Origin of the sequence: Burkholderia sp. 22PA0099, from assembly GCF_047497165.1 — a bacterium.
GTDB lineage: Bacteria > Pseudomonadota > Gammaproteobacteria > Burkholderiales > Burkholderiaceae > Burkholderia.
This window is the reverse complement of sequence record NZ_CP163165.1, coordinates 4,137,004-4,155,684: the sequence shown is the minus strand read 5'-3', so window position 1 is coordinate 4,155,684 and position 18,681 is coordinate 4,137,004. Positions and strand designations below refer to the sequence as shown.

At 67.2% G+C, this 18,681-nt stretch carries 15 protein-coding genes and 1 riboswitch; of the genes, 14 read left to right on the top strand and 1 reads right to left on the bottom strand.

The window, feature by feature from the left end:
• Nucleotides 1-266: 266 nt before the first annotated feature.
• Both AB4851_RS33885 and AB4851_RS33880 read left to right on the top strand, forming a co-directional pair.
• Nucleotides 267-4,970, top strand: a complete 4,704-nt coding sequence (locus AB4851_RS33885) for a glutamate synthase-related protein (RefSeq protein WP_414450490.1) — start codon at nucleotides 267-269, stop codon at nucleotides 4,968-4,970.
• A gap of 92 nt (nucleotides 4,971-5,062) precedes the next feature.
• Nucleotides 5,063-6,529, top strand: coding sequence for a glutamate synthase subunit beta (locus AB4851_RS33880; RefSeq protein ID WP_414450489.1), 1,467 nt, complete (start codon nucleotides 5,063-5,065; stop codon nucleotides 6,527-6,529).
• A 98-nt stretch (nucleotides 6,530-6,627) separates the two neighbouring features.
• Here AB4851_RS33880 and AB4851_RS33875 read toward each other — a convergent pair whose 3' ends face one another.
• The gene (locus AB4851_RS33875; RefSeq protein WP_414450488.1) at nucleotides 6,628-8,376 is read right to left on the bottom strand and encodes an ABC transporter ATP-binding protein/permease; all 1,749 of its coding nucleotides are present in this window, start codon (nucleotides 8,374-8,376) and stop codon (nucleotides 6,628-6,630) included.
• A gap of 281 nt (nucleotides 8,377-8,657) precedes the next feature.
• Nucleotides 8,658-8,790, top strand: a riboswitch (TPP riboswitch).
• 259 nt (nucleotides 8,791-9,049) lie between these two features.
• Between AB4851_RS33875 and AB4851_RS33870 the strand changes: the two genes are divergently transcribed.
• The 12 genes from AB4851_RS33870 to AB4851_RS33815 all read left to right on the top strand — a co-directional run bounded on the left by AB4851_RS33870 (nucleotide 9,050) and on the right by AB4851_RS33815 (nucleotide 18,675).
• Nucleotides 9,050-10,192 carry an FAD-dependent oxidoreductase gene (locus AB4851_RS33870; RefSeq protein ID WP_414450487.1) on the top strand — a complete coding sequence of 381 codons (1,143 nt, stop codon included), beginning with the start codon at nucleotides 9,050-9,052 and terminating at the stop codon, nucleotides 10,190-10,192.
• 30 nt (nucleotides 10,193-10,222) lie between these two features.
• Nucleotides 10,223-10,420, top strand: coding sequence for a sulfur carrier protein ThiS (gene thiS / locus AB4851_RS33865; RefSeq protein ID WP_206131798.1), 198 nt, complete (start codon nucleotides 10,223-10,225; stop codon nucleotides 10,418-10,420).
• A gap of 26 nt (nucleotides 10,421-10,446) precedes the next feature.
• Entirely contained in the window at nucleotides 10,447-11,262 is an 816-nt protein-coding gene (locus AB4851_RS33860) for a thiazole synthase (RefSeq protein ID WP_414450486.1), read from the top strand.
• On the top strand, nucleotides 11,259-12,398 hold the full coding sequence (gene thiE, locus AB4851_RS33855) for a thiamine phosphate synthase (RefSeq protein WP_414450485.1): 1,140 nt from the start codon (nucleotides 11,259-11,261) through the stop codon (nucleotides 12,396-12,398). The genes AB4851_RS33860 and thiE overlap by 4 nt, the downstream gene beginning before the upstream one ends.
• A 299-nt stretch (nucleotides 12,399-12,697) precedes the next feature.
• Nucleotides 12,698-13,516: an ABC transporter ATP-binding protein gene (locus AB4851_RS33850; RefSeq protein ID WP_414443727.1), complete on the top strand. Its 819-nt coding sequence runs from the start codon at nucleotides 12,698-12,700 to the stop codon at nucleotides 13,514-13,516.
• Nucleotides 13,513-14,280 (top strand): lipid asymmetry maintenance ABC transporter permease subunit MlaE, encoded by a 768-nt coding sequence (mlaE, locus tag AB4851_RS33845; protein ID WP_414443728.1) that lies wholly within the window; start codon nucleotides 13,513-13,515, stop codon nucleotides 14,278-14,280. Before AB4851_RS33850 ends, mlaE begins: the two co-directional genes overlap by 4 nt.
• A 16-nt stretch (nucleotides 14,281-14,296) precedes the next feature.
• Nucleotides 14,297-14,812, top strand: a complete 516-nt coding sequence (mlaD, locus tag AB4851_RS33840; RefSeq protein WP_414450484.1) for an outer membrane lipid asymmetry maintenance protein MlaD — start codon at nucleotides 14,297-14,299, stop codon at nucleotides 14,810-14,812.
• 55 nt (nucleotides 14,813-14,867) lie between these two features.
• Nucleotides 14,868-15,800: a VacJ family lipoprotein gene (locus AB4851_RS33835; protein WP_414450483.1), complete on the top strand. Its 933-nt coding sequence runs from the start codon at nucleotides 14,868-14,870 to the stop codon at nucleotides 15,798-15,800.
• A gap of 108 nt (nucleotides 15,801-15,908) precedes the next feature.
• Nucleotides 15,909-16,535, top strand: a complete 627-nt coding sequence (locus AB4851_RS33830) for a phospholipid-binding protein MlaC (RefSeq protein ID WP_414450482.1) — start codon at nucleotides 15,909-15,911, stop codon at nucleotides 16,533-16,535.
• Nucleotides 16,532-16,801 carry a lipid asymmetry maintenance protein MlaB gene (locus AB4851_RS33825; RefSeq protein WP_414443732.1) on the top strand — a complete coding sequence of 90 codons (270 nt, stop codon included), beginning with the start codon at nucleotides 16,532-16,534 and terminating at the stop codon, nucleotides 16,799-16,801. The genes AB4851_RS33830 and AB4851_RS33825 overlap by 4 nt, the downstream gene beginning before the upstream one ends.
• Nucleotides 16,802-16,996: 195 nt before the next feature.
• Nucleotides 16,997-17,923: an ABC transporter ATP-binding protein gene (locus AB4851_RS33820; RefSeq protein ID WP_414450481.1), complete on the top strand. Its 927-nt coding sequence runs from the start codon at nucleotides 16,997-16,999 to the stop codon at nucleotides 17,921-17,923.
• The gene (locus AB4851_RS33815) at nucleotides 17,920-18,675 is read left to right on the top strand and encodes an ABC transporter permease (protein ID WP_414443734.1); all 756 of its coding nucleotides are present in this window, start codon (nucleotides 17,920-17,922) and stop codon (nucleotides 18,673-18,675) included. The genes AB4851_RS33820 and AB4851_RS33815 overlap by 4 nt, the downstream gene beginning before the upstream one ends.
• The last annotated feature ends 6 nt before the right edge of the window (nucleotides 18,676-18,681 follow it).

The window sequence follows — 18,681 nt, the reverse complement described above, 5'->3', positions numbered from 1 at the left end:
ACCACGGCGGCATCTTCGGGTGCCGCCCTTTTTTTGCACCAAATTGATACGTCCCCAATAAAAAGGCACCAATCCGAAACATCCAAATAATTGGTGTCAGACCAAACGGTTTTTGTTGCTATTCCGTTGATTCGTCGCGTATATTCCGATTTCCGGCATGCCGGGCGAAAGTGCGCCCGGCGCCAGCCCGCCACGCCGCCGCCGAAGCGGCGGGCGACAAGTACATGTTTCAACGGCCGCAAGGCCCCTACTCAGACGGTGTCCCCATGAACGACCACCAAGAGCCGCAGGGCGCGGTTCCCGCCGCGCAAGGTCTTTACGATCCGCAGAACGAGCACGACGCTTGCGGCGTCGGCTTCGTTGCGCACATCAAGGGCAAGAAAAGCCACGAGATCGTCGAGCAGGGCCTGAAGATTCTCGAAAACCTCGATCACCGCGGTGCGGTGGGCGCCGATCCGCTGATGGGCGACGGCGCGGGCATCCTGATCCAGATCCCGGACGCGTTCTATCGCGAGGACATGGCCAAGCAGGGCGTGACGCTGCCGCCGGAAGGGGAATATGGGGTCGGCATGGTGTTCCTGCCGAAGGAAAGCGCCTCGCGCATCGCCTGCGAACAGGAGCTGGAGCGCACCGTCAAGGCCGAAGGCCAAGTGGTGCTCGGCTGGCGCGACGTGCCGGTCGATTCGACCATGCCGATTTCGCCCACGGTCAAGGCGTCCGAGCCGCTGATCCGCCAGATCTTCATCGGCCGCGGCAAGGACGTGATCGTCACCGACGCGCTCGAACGCAAGCTGTACGTGATCCGCAAGACGGCGAGCCACCGCATCCAGGCGCTCAAGCTGCAGCACGGCAAGGAATACTTCGTGCCGTCGATGTCGGCGCGCACCATCGTCTACAAGGGCCTGCTGCTGGCCGGCCAGGTCGGCGTGTACTACCGCGACCTGCAGGACGCGCGTGTGGTGTCGGCGCTGGCGCTGGTGCACCAGCGCTTCTCGACCAACACGTTCCCGGCCTGGGAACTGGCCCACCCGTACCGGATGATTGCCCACAACGGCGAAATCAACACGGTGAAGGGCAACGTCAACTGGCTGAACGCCCGCACCGGCGCGATCGCCTCGCACGTGCTCGGCGACGACCTGCCGAAGCTCTGGCCGCTGATCTACCCGGGCCAGTCGGACACCGCATCGTTCGACAACTGCCTCGAACTGCTCGTGATGGCCGGCTATCCGCTCGTCCACGCGATGATGATGATGATTCCGGAGGCGTGGGAACAGCACACGCTGATGGACGACAACCGCCGCGCGTTCTACGAATACCACGCCGCCATGATGGAGCCGTGGGACGGCCCCGCCGCGATCGCCTTCACGGACGGCCGCCAGATCGGCGCGACGCTCGACCGCAACGGCCTGCGTCCGGCGCGCTACATCGTCACCGACGACGACCTCGTGATCATGGCCTCGGAAGCCGGCACGCTGCTGATCCCCGAATCGAAGATCGTCAAGAAGTGGCGCCTGCAGCCGGGCAAGATGTTCCTGATCGACATGGAACACGGCCGCATCATCGACGACAAGGAACTGAAGGACAACCTCGCGAACGCGAAGCCGTACAAGAGCTGGATCGATGCGGTGCGCATCAAGCTCGACGAGATCGACGCGAAGGACGAGGAAGTCGCCGCGGAACGCCGTTCGGCGTCGACGCTGCTCGACCGTCAGCAGGCGTTCGGCTACACCCAGGAAGACCTCAAGTTCCTGATGGCGCCGATGGCCGTCAGCGGCGAGGAAGGCATCGGCTCGATGGGCAACGATTCGCCGCTCGCGGTGATGTCGAACAAGAACAAGACGCTCTACAACTACTTCAAGCAGTTGTTCGCGCAGGTCACCAACCCGCCGATCGATCCGATCCGCGAAAACATGGTGATGTCGCTCGTGTCGTTCATCGGCCCGAAGCCGAACCTGCTCGACACGCAGAACGTCAACCCGCCGATGCGGCTCGAAGTGTCCCAGCCGGTGCTGGACTTCAAGGACATCGCGAAGATCCGCTCGATCGATCAGTACACGGGCGGCAAGTTCAGCGCGTACGAACTGAGCATCTGCTACCCGGCCGCCTGGGGCAAGGAAGGCATCGAGGCGCGTCTGGCCTCGCTGTGCGCCGAAGCCGTCGATGCGGTCAAGTCGGGCTACAACATCCTGATCGTGTCGGATCGCAAGACCGACGCGGATACGGTCGCGATCCCGGCGCTGCTGGCCACCTCGGCCATCCACTCGCACCTGGTCGACCAGGGCCTGCGCACCAGCACGGGCCTCGTCGTCGAAACCGGCTCGGCGCGTGAAACGCACCACTTCGCGCTGCTCGCGGGCTACGGCGCGGAAGCCGTGCACCCGTACCTCGCGATGGAAACGCTCGCCAAGATGGCCGAAGGCCTGCCGGGCGACCTGTCGGCCGAGAAGGCGATCTACAACTTCACGAAGGCGGTCGGCAAGGGCCTGTACAAGGTCATGTCGAAGATGGGCATCTCGACGTACATGTCGTACACGGGCGCGCAGATCTTCGAAGCGGTGGGCCTCGCGAGCAGCCTCGTCAACAAGTACTTCAAGGGCACGGCCTCGAAGGTCGGCGGCATCGGCCTGTTCGAAGTGGCCGAGGAAGCGCTGCGCCTGCACCTCGACGCGTTCGGCGACAACCCGATCCTGCGCGACATGCTCGACGCCGGCGGCGAGTACGCGTTCCGGATTCGCGGCGAAGACCACATGTGGACGCCCGATTCGATCGCCAAGCTGCAACACGCGACGCGCAGCAACTCGTACCAGACGTACAAGGAATACGCGCACCTGATCAACGACCAGACCCGCCGTCACATGACGTTCCGCGGCCTGTTCGAGTTCAAGGTCGATCCGTCCAAGGCGATCCCGATCGACGACGTCGAATCGGCCAAGGAGATCGTCAAGCGCTTCGCCACCGGCGCGATGTCGCTCGGATCGATCAGCACCGAGGCGCACGCCACGCTGGCCGTCGCGATGAACCGCATCGGCGGCAAGTCGAACACCGGCGAAGGCGGCGAGGACGTGAACCGCTACCGCAACGAACTGCGCGGCATCCCGATCAAGAACGGCGATTCGCTGCGCTCGGTGATCGGCGAGGAAGTCGTGCGCGACACCCCGCTGAAGGATGGCGATTCGCTGCGCTCGAAGATCAAGCAGGTCGCGTCGGGCCGCTTCGGCGTCAATGCCGAATACCTGTCGTCGGCCGACCAGATCCAGATCAAGATGGCGCAGGGCGCGAAGCCGGGCGAAGGCGGCCAGTTGCCGGGCCACAAGATCTCGGAATACATCGGCAAGCTGCGTTACGCGGTGCCGGGCGTGGGCCTGATCTCGCCGCCGCCGCACCACGACATCTACTCGATCGAGGATCTGGCACAACTGATCCACGACCTGAAGAACGTCAACCCGGTCGCGAGCATCTCGGTGAAGCTCGTCTCGGAAGTGGGCGTGGGCACGGTCGCGGCCGGTGTGGCCAAGGCCAAGGCCGATCACGTGGTGATCGCCGGCCATGACGGCGGCACGGGCGCCTCGCCGCTGTCGTCGCTGAAGCACGCCGGCACGCCGTGGGAACTGGGCCTCGCCGAAACGCAGCAAACGCTCGTGCTGAACGGCCTGCGCGGCCGCATCCGCGTGCAGGCCGACGGCCAGATGAAGACCGGCCGCGACGTCGCGATCGGCGCGATGCTCGGCGCCGACGAATTCGGCTTCGCGACGGCGCCGCTCGTCGTGCAGGGCTGCATCATGATGCGCAAGTGCCATCTGAACACCTGCCCGGTCGGCGTGGCGACGCAGGACCCGGTGCTGCGTGCGAAGTTCTCGGGCCAGCCCGAACACGTCGTCAACTACTTCTTCTTCGTGGCCGAGGAAGTGCGCGAAATCATGGCGCAACTCGGCATCGCGAAGTTCGACGACCTGATCGGCCGTGCCGAGCTGCTCGACACGCGCAAGGGCGTCGAGCACTGGAAGGCGAAGGGCCTCGACTTCACGCGCGTGTTCTACCAGCCGCAAGTCGAGAACGCCTCGACGCGTCACCTCGACGTGCAGGATCACGGCCTGGAGCGCGCGCTCGACCACACGCTGATCGAGAAGGCGAAGGGCGCGATCGAGAACGGCGAGCACGTGTCGTTCATCCAGCCGGTGCGCAACGTCAACCGTACGGTCGGCGCGATGCTGTCGGGCGTGATCGCCAAGAAGTACGGCCGTGACGGCCTCGACGACGACGCGATCCACATCCAGTTGAAGGGCACCGCGGGCCAGAGCTTCGGCGCGTTCCTCGCGAAGGGCGTCACGCTCGATCTGGTCGGCGACGGCAACGACTACGTCGGCAAGGGCCTGTCGGGCGGCCGCATCATCATCCGTCCGACCAACGATTTCCGCGGCAAGTCGGAAGAGAACATCATCTGCGGCAACACGGTGATGTACGGCGCGCTGGAAGGCGAGGCGTTCTTCCGCGGCGTGGCTGGCGAGCGCTTCTGCGTGCGCAACTCGGGCGCCACGGCGGTCGTCGAGGGCACGGGCGACCACGGCTGCGAATACATGACGGGCGGCGTGGTGGTGGTGCTCGGCGAAACCGGCCGCAACTTCGCGGCCGGCATGTCGGGCGGCCTGGCCTATGTCTACGATCCGGACGGCATGTTCGCGGCCAAGTGCAACAAGGCGATGGTCGCGCTCGATCCGGTGCTGCAACAGGCCGAACAGGAACGCACCGTCGACCGTGGCCTCTGGCACACCGGTCAGACCGACGAAGCGCTGCTGAAGGGGCTGATCGAGCGTCACTTCCAGTTCACCGGCTCGCCGCGTGCGAAGTCGCTGCTGGAAAACTGGGATGCGGCGCGCCGCCAGTTCGTGAAGGTGTTCCCGCACGAATACAAGCGCGCACTCGGCGAAATGGCCGCGGCGAAGGCCGCCAAGCAAGCCGCCGTCGCAGCCTGACGCAACCGATCGATACCAACTAGCGAACGCGTCCGCCGCCAGCGGCGGGCGCGGGTCCCCTCCCGAACCACCCAGATTCAGACGAGAACCTTATGGGCAAGGCAACCGGTTTTCTCGAGTTCGAACGCCGCCACGAGGCGTACGAGGCTCCGCTCACTCGCGTGAAGCACTACAAGGAATTCGTCGCGGCGCTGTCCGACGAAGACGCGAAGATCCAGGGCGCACGCTGCATGGATTGCGGCATTCCGTTCTGCAACAACGGCTGTCCGGTCAACAACATCATTCCGGACTTCAACGATCTCGTGTATCGCCAGGATTGGCAGCACGCGATCGAGGTCCTGCACTCGACCAACAACTTCCCCGAGTTCACGGGCCGCATCTGCCCGGCGCCGTGCGAAGCGGCCTGCACGCTCGGCATCAACAACGATCCGGTCGGCATCAAGTCGATCGAGCACGCGATCATCGACAAGGCCTGGGCCGAAGGCTGGGTCAAGCCGCTGCAGGCCGCGCACAAGACGGGCAAGAAGGTGGCCGTGGTCGGTTCCGGCCCCGCCGGCCTGGCCACCGCGCAGCAACTGGCGCGCGCCGGCCACGACGTCACCGTGTTCGAGAAGAACGATCGCGTGGGCGGCCTGCTGCGCTACGGCATCCCCGATTTCAAGCTGGAAAAGTGGCTGATCGATCGCCGCATGCGCCAGATGGAAGCCGAAGGCGTGACGTTCCGCACCGGCGTGTTCATCGGCAAGGACCCGCTGCCCGAATCGATCGGCAGCCTGGCCAAGGAAACCATCTCGCCCGATACGCTGCAGGACGAGTTCGACGCGATCGTGATCGCGGGCGGCTCCGAAACGCCGCGTGACCTGCCGGTGCCGGGCCGCGACCTCGCGGGCGTGCACTACGCGATGGATTTCCTGCCGCTGCAGAACCGCGTCAACGCCGGCGACAGCCTGCCCGACCAACTGGTCGCCAAGGGCAAGCACGTGATCGTGATCGGCGGCGGCGATACCGGCTCGGATTGCGTCGGCACCTCGAACCGTCACGGTGCGGAATCGGTCATGCAGTTCGAACTGCTGCCGCAGCCGCCCGAGCAGGAAAACAAGCCGATGGTGTGGCCGTACTGGCCGATCAAGCTGCGCACCTCGTCGTCGCACGACGAAGGCTGCGAGCGCGATTGGGCGGTCGCCACCAAGCGTCTCGAAGGCACGAACGGCAAGGTCGAGAAGCTGATCGCCGCGCGCGTCGAATGGAAGGACGGCAAGATGACCGAAGTGCCGGGTTCCGAATTCGAGCTGAAGGCCGACCTCGTGCTGCTGGCGATGGGCTTCACGCAACCGGCCGCGCCGGTGCTCGACGCGTTCGGCGTCGCCAAGGATGCGCGCGGCAACGCGCGTGCTGCCACCGAAGGCGAGCGCGCCTACTCGACCTCGGTCGACAAGGTGTTCGCGGCGGGCGACATGCGCCGTGGCCAATCGCTCGTGGTGTGGGCGATTCGCGAAGGCCGCCAGTGCGCGCGTGCGGTCGACGCGTTCCTGATGGGCCATTCGGAACTGCCGCGCTGATCGGGCGGCAGGCGCGGCGCGCGATGCGGGATTCGCGCCGCGCGCCATGAAAAAAAGAGCACGCCCTGGCGTGCTCTTTTTGCTTTGCGGCGCCGAGATTACGCGGCGTCGCGCTGCACGTCGAACGTGCGATCGTGGAACGCCGTCAGCGATTCGCGGTGCGCGATGCTGACGATCGCCGCGCTTGGCAGCCGCGCGGCCAGCAGGCCGTAGAGCAGCGCTTCGTTGTCGGCGTCGAGTGCGCTGGTCGCTTCATCGAGGAACAGGTAATCGGGCTTGTGCAGCAGCGCGCGCGCGCCGGCCAGACGCTGCTGCTCGCCCGGCGAGAGCACCTGGGTCCAGTGGTTCGACTCGTCGAGCCGCGTCGCGTAATCGTCCAGGCCGAAATCGCGCAGCACGGCGCGGCATTCGTCGTCGCCGAACCGCTCGGCCGCCGACGGGTAGGCCAGCGCCGCCTTCAGCGTGCCGATCGGCAGGTAGCTGCGCTGCGGCACGAACATCATCCTGGCGCCCACCGGCGCGTCGATCGCGCCGTCGCCGAACGGCCAGAGGCCGGCCAGCGCGCGCATCAGCGTGCTCTTGCCCGCGCCCGACGCGCCGCGCACCAGCCAGCGCGAACCGGGCTCGATCGTCAGGTCGCCGATGGTCGACAGCGGCCGGCCGTCGGGCAGCGCGAGGCGCAGGCCCGAGGTGGTCAGCGCTTCGGTATCGACCAGATGCAGGTTGATGCCGCCGTGCTCGGTGGCCGGCGACATCGTTTCCTTCAGGTGCGAGGCGCGCGTGATGCGCTTGAATTCGCGCAGACGATTGACGGTCGCGCGCCATTCCACCAGCGTCGGGTAGCTGTTGATGAACCACGAGAACGAATCGCTGACGGTACCGAACGCACTGCTGATCTGCATCAGCACGCCGAACGAATAGGCGCCCGCGAAGTAGCGCGGCGAGGCCACCGCGATCGGGAAGATGATCGCGAGCTGGCCGTAGAAGCTCAACACGAAGTTCATCCGCCGCGTGTAGGCCATCAGGCGCCACCAGTTGTCGCGAATCCGCTCGAACAGGCCGAGCGCGTTCTGCTTTTCGCGCGAGGTGCCGTCGAAGAACGCGATCTGCTCGGCGTTTTCGCGGATCCGGATCAGGCCGAAACGGAAATCGGCCTCGACGCGCTGCTGCTGGTAGTTGATCGACACGAGCGGATGGCCCGCCTTGTGCGTCAGGTAGGAGCCGACCAGCGCGTACAGCGCGGCGGCCCACACCATGTAGCCCGGGATCGTGACCTGCGAGCCGCCGAACGGAATCGACAGCGCGCCGGCGATCGACCAGAGAATCACCACGAACGAGCACAGCGTGACGACCGTGGAGATCAGGTCGAGCGTCAGCGCGAGCGTGGAGGTGGACAGCGAGTTCAGGTCGTCGGTGATCCGCTGGTCCGGGTTGTCGGTCAGGCGGTCGCGTTCGATGCGGTAGAACGCGCGATCGTTGAACCAGTCGTCGAGCGCCCGGTTGGTGATCCACTGCCGCCACCGGAAGCCGAGCATCTGCCTCAGGTAGGTGCGGTAGATGGCCAGGATGATGAACGCGAACGCGTAGCCGGAGAACACCAGCAGCAGGTGCGGGACCTGCGCGGCGTCCTTCTGCTGGAGCGCGTTGTAGAACCCGGCGTTCCAGCTGTTGAGCCGGACGTTGATCCAGACGATCACGAGGTTCATCGCGATGATCGAGACGAGCAGGCCCCATGCGATCTTCCATTCCGAAGACACCCAAAAGGGCTTGATGAGGCTCCACGCGGAGATGCGGGCGTCGCCTGGCGGCGCGTCGTTCGGGCGGGCGACGGGGGACGAGGGAGTCATGGGCTTCCTGCGGTGGGCGGCGCGATGCCGGGGTGGGTCGGAACGAGGCGCGCGGCGGCGCACCTCAAATCGTGCCATATGACAGCGGCTCGCCGCGGATTGTGCGGCGCGTCGCTTAAACGGCTCTTAACCGCGGCGGGCGCGGTGTCGCAAGCGCTTTGTCAGCAAGGCCGGCCGGGCATTGGCGGCTATTGTGCCAGCACCGCGCCGCCGCGCGCACCGGCGCTTCGGCCGCAGGCCGAGGTTTGCGGCCGTTTCGGCTTCTGTGGTCTAATGACCGCCTGACGAAACAGGGGTGCTTTGCTGCCAGCTTGGTCCGGTAACGGATCGCACGGCGTGCGGCGGCAAGGCTGAGAGAGACCCTTCGCACCCGATCCGGGTAATACCGGCGCGGGAAGTTTCCGATTCCACCGGGTCGCGCCCGCCGCCATCGTTTGGGATGTGCCGGCATGCGTCGTCCGGTCGGCTCCGGCCGCTGGTTTCGTCCGTTCGATTGCGCCCTCGCGCGTTACGGAAGGAAGCCCATGTCTGTTCTGCCTGTCCTGTTGTGTCCCCCCGGTTTCGATGCTGCGTGCCGTCCGTTGTGGTCGGCCGCCGATGCGCGCGCGTTGGTCGCGTGCGGCGCGGCTGCATGCGTTGTGGCTGCGTTTCGCGCGCGTGCCGAGGTGAGGCGATGAGCGGCGCATCCGCTGCACGCGCCGATGTCGCCGTGCTCGGCGGCGGCCTGGTCGGCCGGCTGATCGCGTGGCGGCTCGCCGGCACAGGGCTGCGCGTGTCGTTGTACGAACGCGGCGACGCGGCCGGCTCGGGTGCTGCCGCATGGGTGGCGGCCGCGATGCTCGCGCCGCTCGCCGAGGCTGCGAGCGCCGAACTGTTGATCACCGAACTGGGCGCGGCCTCGCTCGAACGCTGGCCCGGCTGGCTCGCCGAGTTGCCCGAACCAGTGTTTTTCCAGCGCAACGGCACGCTGGTGGTGTGGCATCAGGCCGACCGCGCCGAGGCGCCGCTGTTCGAACGGCGCGTGCGCGCCAATGCGCCGGCCGCGCTCGTCGAGGGCGGCTTCGTCGCGCTGGCGGGCGCGCAGGTGGACGCGGCCGAGCCGGCGCTGGCCGGCCGTTTCGGGCGCGGGTGGCTGCTGCCGCGCGAAGGCCAGCTCGACAACCGCCAGACGCTCGCCGCACTGGCCGCGGGCCTGGCCGAGCGCGGCGTCGACACCCACTGGCACACCGCCGTCGATGTCGCGCCCGAACCGCGCGCGCACCTGACGATCGATTGCCGCGGCCTCGGTGCGAAGCCGGTGCTGCCGGCGCTGCGCGGGATTCGCGGCGAAGTCGCGCGTGTGCATGCGCCCGGCATCGGCCTGACGCGGCCGGTGCGGCTGCTGCATCCGCGCTACCCGCTCTACATCGCGCCGAAGCAGAACGATCTGTACGTGATCGGCGCGACCGAGGTGGAAGGCGAGGACATGTCGCCTGTCAGCGTGCGCTCGGCGCTCGAATTGCTCAGTGCCGCGTTTTCCGTGCATCCGGCATTCGGCGAGGCGCGCATCCTCGAACTCGGCTCGCAATGCCGGCCGACGCTGCCGGATCACCGCCCGGCGATCGTCCGTTGCGGCGAGGCGACGCTGGCCGTCAACGGCCTCTACCGGCACGGCTTCATGATCGCGCCCGAGGTGGCGCAAGCCGCCGTCGAGTGGGTGCAGGCGTGGTTCGGCGGCGCGCCGGGCCTGCATCGCGCCGATGCCGACGCCTTCGCCGCCTGGCGTGCCGCCGCGTGCTGGCCGGACCTGTTCCAGACCGACGCGGCGCATGCGTAAGGCGCCGCCCCCGACCTACCGAATCCCGCCATGGACATCCAGATCAATCAACAGACGCTGACGCTCCCCGACGGCGCGACCGTCGCCGACGCGCTCGCCGCCTACGAGGCCCGCCCGCCGTTCGCGGTGGCCGTCAACGGTGCGTTCGTCGCGCGCACGCGCCACGCCCAGCACGCGCTGGCGGCCGGCGACCGGCTCGACGTCGTGCATCCCGTCGCGGGCGGCTGAGCCGCGCGCCATTACAGGACTTCCTCATGACGCTCCTTGCTCCCCCCGATTCGCTGACGCTGTACGGCACCACGTTCCAGAGCCGCGTGCTGCTCGGTACCTCCCGCTATCCGTCGCTGCAATCGCTGTCCGATTCGATTGCCGCCTCGAAGCCCGGCATGGTCACGGTCGCGCTGCGTCGGCAGATGACCGCCGGCACCGCCGAGGCCGGCTTCTTCGATCGGCTCAAGCGTCACGACGTGCCGCTGCTGCCGAACACGGCCGGCTGCCAGACGGTGGCCGAGGCGGTCAACACCGCGCAGATGGCGCGCGAGGTGTTCGAGACCGACTGGATCAAGCTCGAACTGATCGGCGACGACTACACGCTGCAGCCGGACCCGGTCGGCTTGATCGAGGCGGCGGCGTTGCTCGTCAAGGACGGTTTCAAGGTGCTGCCGTATTGCACCGAGGATCTCGTGATCGGCCGCCGGTTGCTCGACGCGGGCTGCGAGGCGCTGATGCCGTGGGGGGCGCCGATCGGCACCGGCAAGGGCGTGATCAACCCGTACGGGCTGCGCGTGCTGCGCGAGCGGCTGCCGGACGTGCCGCTGATCGTCGATGCCGGGCTCGGCGTGCCGTCGCATGCGTGCCAGGTGATGGAGTGGGGTTTCGACGGCGTGCTGCTGAACACGGCCGTATCGCAGGCCACGCATCCCGAGATCATGGCGCGCGCGTTCGCACAGGGCGTCGAGGCGGGGCGTGCCGCGTATCTGGCCGGCCCGATGGATGCGCGCGAAACCGCGCACGCGAGCACGCCGGTGGTCGGCATGCCGTTCTGGCACCACGACGGAGGCGCGCAATGACGGCCACCTCCGCCACGCCCGCCTCGCGTTTTGCCGCGTTGTTCTGGCCGCCGGCCGACGAACTCGCCGCAGCAGCCGAGCGGATTCGGGCGCGGCTCGGCGAGTGGCCGGCGCGCAGCGAGCCGGCGCGAATCTGTGTCGCGGCACCCGAACACTCGCAGGCGGGCGACCTGCTCGTGGCGACAGCGCGCGATGCCGAAGCCGAAGCCGGTGCCGCGCGCGCGGCCGCGCTGATCGCGGCGGGCGGTGCGGTGATCGAGATCGACGAGCGGCATACCACGCTCAGGACCGCGCAGGCGCGCTACGCGCTGACCGCTGCCGCGCCGCTGGCCGACGACTGGATCGCCGCGCTGGCCGCGTTCGTCGACTGCGGCTTCGCGCCGCACGATGCGCTGGTGCTGGCGCTCGCCTGGCGCGACGGGGACGAGAACGGCCCGGCGGGCGAGGGTGATCCGTGGCCGGTCGATCCGGCCCGTTTTCCGTCGATCGCCGGCGCGCCGGCCGCGCCCGAACCGGCGTTCGCGCCGTGTCCGGCCCGGCTCGGGCTGTATCCGGTGGTGCCGTCGGCCGAATGGGTCGAGCGCGTGCTCGATTACGGCGCGCGCACCGTGCAATTGCGCGTGAAGGGCGCCACGCCCGATCAGCTCGCCGCGGAAATCGCGCGCGCCGTGGCGGCCGGCCGCCGTTACCCGGACGCACGCGTGTTCATCAACGATCACTGGCGGCTGGCGATCGAGGCGGGCGCGTACGGCGTGCATCTCGGCCAGGAAGACCTCGAGACGGCCGATCTCGGCGCGATCGCCGCGGCCGGGCTGCGGCTCGGGCTGTCGAGCCACGGCTATTACGAGATGCTGGTGGCGCTGCGCATGCGGCCCAGCTATCTGGCGCTCGGCCCGGTGTATGCCACCGCGACCAAGGCCGTCGCCGCGCCGCCGCAAGGCCTCGCGCGGATTGCACGCTATGCGCGCTTCGCCGGCCGACGCGCGCCGCTGGTGGCGATCGGCGGCGTCAGCGCCGAGCGGCTGCCGGCCGTGATCGCCACCGGCGTGGGCAGCGTCGCGGTGGTCAGCGCGATCACCGCGGCCGACGATCCGCGCGCGGCCGTGGCGGCGCTCGACGCCTGCTTTCCGCGCTGATCGGCTACGGGGCGCGATCGTCGGCGGGCGGCGCGCCGTTTCTTCTTATGATTACCGTGATTGCCGCAACGCAGCGTTGCGGGCCGGCGCTGCCGGGCGCCCCGGAATCCGTGCCCGGCAAGGCTTTCGGCCGCCCGTCCAGCCGTGCTGGGCGTCGCGGCGGCCGTCGCCGAGCGCCGCGCCGTTACATCGAGTAACGATTACCCAGATGCGGAAATTGCCGCGCTGCACACCTTGCAGGCATCAATCCAAGGCAGGCCCTATAATTCGGCGTTCTGTGTAACAGGATTGACAGCTCCGTGAGCTCCCCTTCCGAGTCCCTGCTGGAACTTCGCGATGTCGATTTCGGCTACGGCGATCGGCTCGTGCTGTCGAATCTGAACCTGCGCTTCGGGCGCGGCCAAGTGGTCGCGGTGATGGGCGGGTCCGGGTGCGGCAAGACGACCGTGCTGCGGCTGATCGGCGGCCTGGTGCGCGCGCGGCGCGGCCAGGTGCTGTTCGATGGCGCCGATCTCGGCGCGCAATCGCGTGACGGCCTTTACGCGCTGCGCCGCAAGATGGGCATGCTGTTCCAGTTCGGCGCGCTGTTTACCGACATGTCGGTATTCGACAATGTCGCGTTCGCGCTGCGCGAACATACCGACCTGCCCGAGCCGCTGATCCGCGATCTGGTGTTGATGAAGCTCAACGCGGTGGGCCTGCGCGGCGCGCGCGACCTGATGCCGTCCGAGGTATCGGGCGGCATGGCGCGCCGCATCGCGCTGGCCCGCGCAATTGCGCTCGATCCGCAACTGATCATGTACGACGAGCCGTTCGCCGGCCTCGATCCGATCTCGCTCGGCATCACCGCGAACCTGATCCGCACGCTGAACGAGGCGCTCGGCGCGACCTCGATCCTGGTCACGCACGACGTGCCGGAATCGTTCGCGATCGCCGATTACGTCTACTTCCTCGGCAACGGCGGCGTGCTGGCCGAAGGCACGCCCGACCAGTTGCGCGCCTCGACCGAGCCGAGCGTGCGCCAGTTCATCGACGGCGTGCCCGACGGCCCGTTCCGGTTTCACTACACGAGTCCGCCGCTCGACGCGGATTTCGGCCTTGGCGGAGGGCGCCGATGATCAGCGCGATCGGTCGTTACGTGATCGGCGGTTTCGAACGCACGGGCTATGCCTCCCGGCTGTTCGTGCGCCTCGTGTTCGAATTCTTCGCCCTGCTGCGCCGGCCGCGGCTCGTCACGAAACAGATCCACTTCCTCGGCAATTATTCGTTCGTGATCATTGCCGTGTCGGGCCTGTTCGTCGGCTTCGTGCTGGGCCTGCAGGGCTACTACACGCTGAACCGTTACGGCGCGGAGCAGTCGCTCGGCCTGCTGGTGGCGCTTTCGCTGGTGCGCGAGCTCGGGCCGGTGGTCACCGCGCTGCTGTTCGCGGGCCGCGCCGGCACCTCGCTGACGGCCGAAATCGGCTTGATGAAGGCCGGCGAGCAGCTCACCGCGCTCGAAATGATGGCGATCGATCCGATCAAGACGGTGATCGCGCCGCGCCTGTGGGCCGGCATCATCGCGATGCCGCTGCTGTCGGCGATTTTTTGCGCGGTCGGCGTGCTCGGCGGCTACGTGGTGGGCGTGATCCTGATCGGCGTCGATCCGGGCGCGTTCTGGTCGCAGATGCAGGGTGGCGTGGACGTCTGGTCCGACGTCGGCAACGGCGTGCTCAAGAGCGTGGTGTTCGGCTTCGCCGTCACCTTCACGGCGCTCTACCAGGGTTACGAAGCGAAGCCGACGCCGGAAGGCGTGTCGCGCGCGACCACCCGAACCGTCGTGTACGCGTCGCTCGCGGTACTCGGCCTCGATTTCCTGCTGACTGCGCTGATGTTCAGCTGAGTCGGCCATTTCAGAGATGACGATGAAAAAGACTGCTCTCGACTTCTGGGTCGGCCTGTTCGTGGTGGTGGGCTTCCTGGCCCTGCTGTTCCTTGCGCTGAAGGTCGGCAACATGAGTTCGCTGTCGTTCCAGCAAACCTACCCGGTCAAGATGAAGTTCGACAATATCGGCGGCCTCAAGCCGCGCGCCGCGGTCAAGAGCGCGGGCGTGGTGGTCGGCCGGGTCAGCGCGATCGGCTTCGACACCAATACCTATCAGGCCGTCGTCACGATCGACGTGGACAAGCAGTACGAATTCCCGAAGGATTCGTCCGCGAAAATTTTGACCTCCGGCCTGCTCGGCGAGCAGTACATCGGGCTCGAGCCGGGCGGCGACACGGAAATGCTGAAAGCAGGCGATACGATCACGATGACGCAATCCGCGATCGTGCTGGAAAACCTGATCGGACAATTTTTATACAGCAAGGCGGCGGATGCGGGCGGTGCGAAGCCGCCGGCGGCGGCCGCGGCCTCGGGGGCGAGCGCGCAGTAGGCGGCGCCATCCTCCCCACGACGAAACAAGACAAAAGAGAAGAGGGAACTTAACCATGCAGACCATGCGCCTCAGGAACGCGGCATTGGCCGCCGCGGTCTTCGCCGCGATGAGCGGTTGCGCCACCGTCCAGACGCCCACCAAGGGCGATCCGATGGAAGGCTTCAACCGCACGATGTACAAGTTCAACGACACGATCGACACCTATGCGCTGAAGCCCGCCGCGAAGGGCTACCAGTGGGTGGTGCCGGGGCCGGTCCGCGACAGCGTGACGAATTTCTTCTCGAACATCGGCGACGTGTATATCGCCGCCAACAACCTCGCGCAGCTGCGCATCGCCGACGGCGTGGGCGACATCATGCGCGTGGTGATCAACACGGTGTTCGGTGTCGGCGGCCTGTTCGACGTGGCGACCGTCGCGAAGCTGCCCAAGCACTCGAGCGACTTCGGCATCACGCTCGGCCACTACGGCGTGCCGGCCGGCCCGTACGTCGTGCTGCCGCTCCTCGGACCGAGCACGGTGCGCGATACGGCGGGCTTGGCCGTCGACTACGTCGGCAATCCGCTCACCTACGTGAACCCCGATTCGCTGAGCTGGGGCCTGTTCGGCGTGAACCTGCTGAACACGCGCGCCAACCTGCTCGGCGCGGGCGATGTGCTCGACGCGGCCGCGATCGACAAGTATTCGTTCGTGCGCAACGCCTACCTGCAACGCCGCCAGTCGCTGATCTCCGCCTCGGGCGGCCCCGGCGGCCGGGCGGCGGCAGCCGTGCCCGACTACGGCGATGCGCTGCCGAAGTACGACGTACCGGACGACGGCGCGACGCCGGCCTCGGGCGCTTCGGCGGCTGCCGCCGCACCTGCGTCGAATGCCTCGGACGCCACGGCGGAGCAGCCGAATCCGGCCAGCGCCACCCACGTGCCGGCGCAGAACGTGGTGCCGCCGTCGCCGAACGGCTTCCGTTGGCCGAGCCTGCGTCTTCACTGATCCGGCCCCGGTTCGTTACAGCCAGAAACGTTTGTGACGGCGACGGATGCAACGTGCAGCCCGTTGCCGGTGCAAAATGACGCACCGTTCACTTCGCAGGACACGCTCATGAAAAAGTTTTTTCTGATCCCCGTCGCCGCCGCCTTCCTCGCGTTCGGCAGCGCGGCCCATGCCGAGGTCGACCAGTCGAACCCGCAGGCGCTCATCAAGACCGCGACCGAGCAAGTGCTCAACGAGGTTCGCACGCAATCGATCAAGCCTGGTGACATCGGCAAGATCACCGATATCGTCAATCGCGACATCCTGCCGTACACGGATTTCCGCCGCACCACGCAGCTCGTGATGGGGCGCAGCTGGCGCGCCGCCACGCCGGATCAGCAGGCCCAGGTCATCGATCAGTTCAAGATGCTGCTGATCCGCACCTATTCGGGCGCGATCGCGCAGTTGAAGGCCGATCAGCAGATCCAATACCTGCCGTTCCGCGCCGATCCGGGCGCCACCGACGTGGTGGTCCGCACGCTGGCGCAGACCAACGGCCAGCCGGCGCAGATCGATTACCGTCTGTACAAGTCGCAGCAAGGCTGGCGTGTCTATGACCTGAACGTGCTCGGCGCCTGGCTGATCCAGACGTACCAGCAGCAGTTCAACGAGAAGATCCAGCAAAGCGGCGTGGACGGGCTGATCCAGTTCCTGACGCAACGCAACCAGCAACTGGCCAACGGCAAGGCATCGTGAGCCAGTTCGCCACCGGCGCCACGCTGACCCACGCGAGCGCGAAGGCCGCGCTCGACGACGGGCTCGGCCGGATCGCCTCGGGCGCCACCGTGGTCGACTGCGCGGCCCTCGCGCAGTTCGACTCGGCCGCGCTGGCGGTGCTGCTCGCCTGGCAGCGCGCCGTGCAGGCGCGCGGGGCGAATCTCGACATCCTCAATTTGCCGCCGAAGCTCGCCAGCCTCGCGCACGCCTACGGCATCGACACCCTCCTGACCGGGCGACATTGACGCTCGCCCGAGCCACGCCCCGCCGCAGCGATGCGCGCGGTGGCGCCGGTCCGCTGCGGGTTCGCCGCCCCGGACCGCCCTGCCGGTTTGCCCTATAATCAACCGTTTTGCGGGGCATCCAATCGGCCCCCGTTTTTCCCCATCCGTTTTACGACCAGAATCAGGCATCGCGGCGCTCGTTCGTCGCGCTCAGTCATGTCAGCCATAGAAATCCGTAACGTCAAGAAGCGCTATCAGTCGCTTCAGGCGCTCAAGGGCGTCAGCCTGTCCGTCGAGGAGGGCGAATTCTTCGGCCTGCTCGGTCCGAACGGCGCAGGCAAGACCACGCTCATCAGCATCCTGGCCGGGCTTGCCCGCGCCGACGAAGGCAGCATCTCGGTGCGCGGCCACGATGTCGTCACCGATTTCCGCGGGGCGCGCCGCGCGCTCGGCGTGGTGCCGCAGGAGCTGGTGTTCGATCCGTTCTTCTCCGTGCGCGAAACGCTGCGCATCCAGTCCGGCTATTTCGGCCTGCGCCGCAACGACGACTGGATCGACGAGATCATGGCCAATCTCGATCTCACCGAGAAGGCCGACACCAACATGCGCGCGCTGTCGGGCGGCATGAAGCGCCGCGTGCTGGTCGCGCAGGCGCTGGTGCACCGGCCGCCGGTGATCGTGCTCGACGAGCCGACCGCCGGGGTCGACGTCGAACTGCGCCAGACGCTCTGGAAGTTCATCTCGCGCCTGAACCGCGAAGGTCACACGATCGTGCTGACCACCCATTACCTCGAGGAAGCCGAATCGCTGTGCGACCGCATCGCCATGCTGCGCCGCGGCGAGGTGGTGGCGCTCGAACGCACCGATGCCCTGCTGCGCCGCTTCGCCGGCCTGCAGCTCTACTTGCGGCTGTCGCAGGGCGAGCTGCCGGCCGAGTTGCGTACGCTCGCGAGCGAGCCGGCGCCGTCCGGCGCGCGCGAGCATCTGCTGCGGCTCAACAACTACGACGAGGTCGAACGCATTCTGTCGGCCTGCCGCGCGGCGGGCTGCGGGTTCGAGGAGATCGAGGTGCGCAAGGCCGACCTCGAGGACGTGTTCGTCCAGGTGATGAACGGAGCCGATGTGGTCGAGGGGTTGGCATGAGCGGGTTTCGCACGCTGTTCTACAAGGAAATGCTGCGGTTCTGGAAGGTGTCGTTCCAGACCGTGCTCGCGCCGGTCGTCACGGCGCTGCTGTATCTGACGATCTTCGGCCATGCGCTGTCGGGCCGCGTCAACGTGTATCCGGGCGTCGAGTACGTGAGCTTCCTGGTGCCGGGCCTGGTGATGATGAGCGTGTTGCAGAACGCGTTCGCCAACAGCTCGTCGTCGCTGATCCAGTCGAAGATCACCGGCAACCTGGTGTTCATGCTGCTGCCGCCGCTGTCCTACGCCGATATCTTCGGCGCCTACGTGCTGGCGGCCGTGGTGCGCGGGCTGGCGGTGGGCCTCGGGGTGTTCGTGGTGACCGTGTGGTTCATCCCCATCGGCTTCGCCTCGCCGCTGTTCATCGTGCTGTTCGCGCTGTTCGGCTCGGCCATTCTCGGCACGCTCGGCCTGATCGCCGGCATCGTCGCCGAGAAGTTCGATCAACTGGCCGCGTTCCAGAACTTCCTGATCATGCCGCTCACGTTCCTGTCGGGCGTGTTCTATTCGACGCATTCGCTGCCGCCCCTGTGGCGCGAGATTTCGCGTCTCAATCCGTTTTTCTACATGATCGACGGCTTCCGCTACGGGTTCTTCGGCATCGCCGACATCAACCCGTTCGAAAGCCTCGCGATTGTGGCCGGCTTCTTCGTGCTGCTCGCGTTGATCGCGATGCGGCTCCTCGCCTCCGGCTACAAGCTGCGCCACTGATATCGA